Annotated in this window: 4 protein-coding genes; 3 read left to right on the forward strand and 1 reads right to left on the reverse strand. The window is 73.7% G+C overall.

What is annotated here, in order from left to right:
- Positions 1 to 213 precede the first annotated feature (213 nt).
- Together BZY54_RS41375 and BZY54_RS41380 are read left to right on the forward strand one after the other, a co-directional pair.
- Entirely contained in the window at positions 214 to 3,840 is a 3,627-nt protein-coding gene (locus BZY54_RS41375) for a DNA polymerase III subunit alpha (protein WP_086730525.1), read from the forward strand.
- Positions 3,837 to 4,805 carry a DNA polymerase Y family protein gene (locus BZY54_RS41380; RefSeq protein ID WP_086730522.1) on the forward strand — a complete coding sequence of 323 codons (969 nt, stop codon included), beginning with the start codon at positions 3,837 to 3,839 and terminating at the stop codon, positions 4,803 to 4,805. Before BZY54_RS41375 ends, BZY54_RS41380 begins: the two co-directional genes overlap by 4 nt.
- A gap of 28 nt (positions 4,806 to 4,833) precedes the next feature.
- On the opposite strand, the gene BZY54_RS41385 is transcribed toward BZY54_RS41380, so the two are convergent.
- Positions 4,834 to 5,208: a cupin domain-containing protein gene (locus tag BZY54_RS41385; protein WP_086730523.1), complete on the reverse strand. Its 375-nt coding sequence runs from the start codon at positions 5,206 to 5,208 to the stop codon at positions 4,834 to 4,836.
- A 101-nt stretch (positions 5,209 to 5,309) separates the two neighbouring features.
- Between BZY54_RS41385 and BZY54_RS41390 the strand changes: the two genes are divergently transcribed.
- Positions 5,310 to 5,648, forward strand: a 339-nt coding sequence (locus BZY54_RS41390) for a MarR family winged helix-turn-helix transcriptional regulator (protein ID WP_086730524.1), incomplete at its 3' end; no start/stop codon positions are given.

A 5,648-nucleotide genomic window follows, 5' to 3' on the forward strand; every position in this document is an offset into this window, starting at 1 on the left:
TGAGGACGCGTGAGAGCCCCGCCCTCGCGTGCGAGGACGGGGCTCTCACGCGTCCTCACGCTGCGTGGCGGCGGGTGTTTGCGCAGGTGGGACACGCCCGAGCGCGTGTCGTACAAACGTTCGGGAATTGGTTTATGGTGGGGGTGAGAGAGTAGTGAACTGATGTTCGAGAGCCTGTCCGTCCGTACGGGCTCACGAGTGCGGGAGGTGCGTGTGCCGGGCTTCGCGCATCTGCACACCGTCTCCGGGTTCTCCCTGCGCTACGGCGCCTCGCACCCGGAGCGGCTGGCCGAGCGCGCCGCCGAACGGGGTATGGACGCTCTCGCCCTCACCGACCGCGACACCCTCGCCGGCACGGTCCGCTTCGCCAAGGCCTGCGCGGCGGCGGGCGTCCGCCCGCTGTTCGGCGCGGAACTGGCGGTCGCCGAGCCCGTACGCCCCGAGGCGCCCGCACGGACCGACACCTCCGCACAGCGGGAGCGGCGCCGTGCGCCGGTGCGCGGCGGTGCCTTCATCGACGAGTCGACTCCCCGTGCCACCTTCCTCGCCCGGGACGGCGCCCGGGGCTGGGCCGACCTGTGCCGCCTGGTCAGCGCCGCCCATGCCGCCCCGTCGGACACTCCCCTGCTGCCCTGGCCCGACAACCACGCCGAAGGCCTGACCGTGCTGCTCGGCCCCGACTCCGACGTGGGCCGGGCGCTGGCCGCGGGCCGTCCCGACCGGGCCGCGAAGCTCCTCGTCCCCTGGCGCGAGGTCTACGGCGACGCCCTGCGCCTGGAGGCGGTCTGGCACGGCCGCAAGGGCACGGGACCCGGCTCCCTGCGCCTGGCCGCCCGCACCGTCGGCTTCGCCGCCGAGCAGCGGATCCGGCCCGTGCTCAGCAACGCCGTCCGCTACGCCGATCCCGGGCAGGGCCCGGTCGCCGACGTCCTGGACGCCGCCCGCCGCCTGGTCCCCATCGACACCACCAAGGAGCTGGACTCCGGCGAGGCCTGGCTGAAGGACCCGGGCGCCATGCTTCAGGCGGCCGAGCGGATCGTCGAGGCCGCGGGCTTCAGGCGGGACGTCGCCCACCGCCTGCTGGAGCAGACCCGGGCCACGGCCGCCGAGTGCCTGGTCGATCCCGAGGACGACCTCGGCATGGGCAGCGTCCACTTCCCCGAGCCGCACCTCGTCGGCGCCGCCCGCCGCACCGCCCAGCGCACGCTCGCCTCCCGGGCGGCGGCCGGCATGGTGCTGCGCGGCTACGCCGGCCGGCGCGACTACTGGGAGCGGATGCACGAAGAGCTGGACATCATCGCCCACCACGGCTTCGCCTCCTACTTCCTCACCGTCGCCCAGGTCGTGGACGACGTACGGAGGATGGGCATCCGGGTCGCGGCCCGGGGCTCCGGCGCGGGCTCCCTCGTCAACCACCTCCTCGGCATCGCCCACGCCGACCCGGTCGAGCACGGGCTGCTGATGGAGCGCTTCCTGTCCAAGCGGCGCATGGTCCTGCCCGACATCGACATCGACGTGGAGTCCGCGCGCCGGCTGGAGGTCTACCGCGCGATCATCGACCGGTTCGGCACCGAGCGGGTCGCGACGGTCGCCATGCCGGAGACGTACCGCGTGCGGCACGCCGTCCGGGACGTCGGCGCCGCCCTGTCCATGGACCCCGCCGAGATCGACCGCATCGCCAAGTCCTTTCCGCACATCCGTGCCCGCGACGCCCGCGCGGCCCTGGAGGAACTGCCCGAACTCAAGGAGCTGTCGAGGGAGCTTCAGCGGGAAGGGGACGGGTACGGCAGGTTCTGGGAGCTGGTCGAGGCGCTCGACGCCCTGCCGCGCGGTGTCGCCATGCACCCCTGCGGCGTGCTCCTGTCCGACGCCTCCCTGCTCGCGCGTACGCCGGTCATGCCCACCAGCGGCGAGGGCCTGCCCATGTCCCAGTTCGACAAGGACGACGTGGAGGACCTCGGGCTGCTCAAACTGGACGTGCTGGGCGTGCGGATGCAGTCGGCGATGGCGCACGCGGTCGCGGAGGTGGAGCGGACCACGGGGGAGCGGATCGACCTGGACGCGGTGCCGCCGGGCGACCCGGCGACGTACCGGCTCATCCGCTCCACCGAGACCCTCGGCTGCTTCCAGATCGAGTCGCCGGGCCAGCGGGACCTGGTGGGCCGCCTCCAGCCGGCCGATTTCCACGACCTGGTCGTCGACATCTCCCTCTTCCGGCCCGGTCCGGTCGCCGCCGACATGGTGCGGCCGTTCATCGAGGCGAGGCATGGGCGGGCGCCGGTGCGCTACCCGCACCCGGACCTGGCGGAGCCGCTGCGGGAGACGTACGGGGTGGTCGTCTTCCACGAGCAGATCATCCACATCGTGCACATCATGACCGGCTGCGGGCGCGACGAGGCGGACCGGGTGCGGCGCGGGCTGTCCGACCCGGAGTCGCAGGGGCGGATCAAGGTGTGGTTCGCGCAGCACGCTGCGGCGAGGGGATACGACGCGGAAACGATTCAGCGGACCTGGGAGATCGTCGAGGCGTTCGGCTCCTACGGCTTCTGCAAGGCGCACGCGGTGGCCTTCGCCGTGCCGACATACCAGTCGGCGTGGCTGAAGGCCCATCACCCGGCCGCCTTCTACGCCGGACTGCTCACGCACGATCCGGGGATGTACCCCAAGCGACTGCTGCTGGCGGACGCGCGGCGGCGCGGGGTGCCGATCCTGCCCTTGGACGTGAACAGGTCGGGAGTCGCACACCGTATCGAACTGGTGTCCGAGTCGCGGTCGGGAGAGGGACCCGAGACGCCGTCCGAGTCGCGGCCCGAGGAGCGATCCGGGTCGCGGCCCGGTTCCTCCGGCGTCTGGGGGCTTCGGCTGGCCCTCTCCGACGTGCACGGCATCAGCAAGGCCGAGGCGGCGCGGATCGCGGACGGACAGCCGTACGCCTCGCTGCTGGACTTCTGGGAGCGGGCCCGGCCGAGCCGCCCGATCGCCGGACGGCTCGCCCAGGTGGGCGCGCTGGACGCGTTCGGCGCCAACCGCCGCGACCTGCAACTGCACCTGACCGAGCTGCATCGCGGCGCCCGGGGCGCGGGCGGCGGCCAACTGCCCCTGGCCGGCGGCCGGAAGACGGCCGCGGCCGGGCTCCCCGACCTGTCCGCCGCCGAGAGGCTCAGCGCCGAGCTGGGCGTGCTGTCCATGGACACCTCACGGAACCTGATGGACGACCACCGGGCGTTCCTCGACGAGCTGGGCGTGGTCTCCGCGCGCCGGCTGCGCGAGGCCCGGCACGGCGAGACGGTACTGGTCGCGGGCGCCAAGGCGGCCACCCAGACTCCGCCGATCCGGTCCGGCAAGCGAGTCATCTTCACCACGCTGGACGACGGCACCGGCCTGGTCGACCTCGCCTTCTTCGACGACTCCCACGACGCCTGCGCGCACACCGTCTTCCACTCCTGGCTGCTGCTGGTGCGCGGAGTGGTGCAGCGGCGCGGCCCGCGCAGCCTCAGCGTGGTGGGCGCCGCCGCCTGGAACCTCGCCGAACTGGCCGAACTGCGTGCCGAGGGCGGCCTGGAGGAAGTGGCGGCCCGGCTGGCACGCCCGGCCCCGGAGGGGGCGGGGGGCGTCCCGGACGACAGCGACGGCGCGCGGCGGGCCCGGCTCGCCGGTTCGGACGGCCGGCCGGCTCCCGCGGGCTCCGCGGCCCAGGACCCCATGGAGTCCGCTCGCGACCGGCGCATCCGCATGTCCACCGGCTACGAGATGCACCCATGGGCGGATCTGCGCCCGGCGGGCGAAGGGCCCGCGAGTGGAAGGAAGTTGTGGCACCAGTCTCCAGGGAGCGCGGGATGACCATTCTCTGTGTACGTTTTCAGCTGCCCCCGATGTACGAGGCGGCCCTGCCGGGGCTGCTCGGGCTGCTGGAGGAGTTCACCCCGGTGGTCGAGGCGCTGCCGCCGGACGGGGCGCTGGCCGATCTGCGGGGCGCCGAACGGTACTTCGGGCGCGGCGCCGTCGAGCTGGCCTCGCTGATCCGGGTCCGCGCGCTCGCGCGGTACGGCGTCGACTGCCTGATCGGCGCCGGGCCGGGCCCGATGCTGGCCCGCATGGCCCTGTACGACGCCCGGCCCGGGGTGACGTGCGCGGTGCCCGAGGACGCCGTCGCCGAGTTCCTCGCCGAGCGGCCCGTCACCGCGCTGCCCGGCGTCGGCGCGGCGACGGCGCGCACCCTGGGCGAGTACGGCCTGGACACCCTGGGCCTGGTCGCCGCCGCCCCCCTGCCGACGCTCCAGCGCCTGCTCGGCGCCAAGTCCGGCCGTGAGCTGCACGAGAAGGCGAACGGCGTCGACCGCGGACGGGTCGTGCCCGACACCGTCTCCCGTTCCCTGGCGGCCGAACGCCCCTTCGAGCGCGACGAGCTGGATGCCGACCGCCACCGCAGGGCGCTGCTGTCCGCCACCGAGGAACTGGGCTCCCGGCTCCGCGCCGTCGACAAGGTCTGCCGCACCCTGACTCTCACCGTGCGCTACGCCGACCGCTCGGCCACCGTCCGCAGCCGCACGCTGGCGGAACCGACCGCCCACTCGGCGGCGCTGACCGGGGCCGCGTACGGCATGTACGAGGCTCTCGGCCTCCAGCGCGCCCGGGTCCGCGCGCTCGTCCTGCGCGCGGAGGGCCTGGACCCCGCCGAACAGGCGTCCTACCAGCTCACCTTCGACCCCGTCGACGAGAAGGTCCGCCGCATCGAGGAGGTCGCGGACCGCGCGCGAGCCAGGTTCGGCCCCCGGGCGGTGATGCCGGGCACGCTGGCCGCGTGACTCAGGGCCGACCCTGGCCGTCAGGGCGTCAGTTGGCCCACGGAGGCGTGATGACGGTGCCGTCGGCCAGCTGTGCCCGCAGCCCGATGGACGTCGTCACCCAGGAGACGGCCGTGCGGTCCGTGGGGTTCTCCACGGTCAGGGTCGCGCCGGGGTTGATGATCAACGTGTCGCCGGCGGCGACGCGCTCGGTGCGGTCGTCGAGCGTGATCAGGAGCTCGCCGTCGAGCAGATGGAAGATCTCCTCGTGGGAGACGGTGTGGGCGGGGGCCTTGGTGCCGGCGGGGATCTCGCCGCGCCATGCGCACAGCTCCTTGGAGCCGGAGCGCGGGGTGGCGTGGGAGACGAACAGGGCGCCGTGGATCTCATGGGTCACGGCCTCGGACGGGCGGACGACGGGCATGGGTGGCTCCTTCGCGACAAGATGGTCAAGCTGCTTGAACAAGCAGCCGGGAACATGGTCAAGCGGCTTGACCATCTCGTCAAGGGTGTTTCAATGCCTTCGTGCAGAACTCCGAAGCCATGGCCCTGTCCGCCGGCCTGCTCGCCGTCGCCGGCGATCTCACGCAACGCATCCACGAGGGCGTCGTCGCCCGTGGCTTCGAGGGGCTCAGGCCGGCGCACGGCTTCGCCTTCGCGCGGCTGGCGCCGGACGGTGCGACGGTCACCGAGCTGGCCGCCCATCTCGGGGTCACCAAGCAGGCGGCGAGCCAGCTCGTCGACGAGATCGTGCGGAAGGGCTACGCGGAGCGCCGGCCGCATCCGGGCGACGCGCGGGCGCGGCTGGTCGTGCTGACCGAACGGGGGTGGGCGTGCACGCGCGCGGCGGAGGAGGCCGCCGCC

The organism is Streptomyces carpinensis (assembly GCF_002154505.1).
GTDB classification, from domain to species: Bacteria; Actinomycetota; Actinomycetes; order Streptomycetales; family Streptomycetaceae; genus Streptomyces; species Streptomyces carpinensis.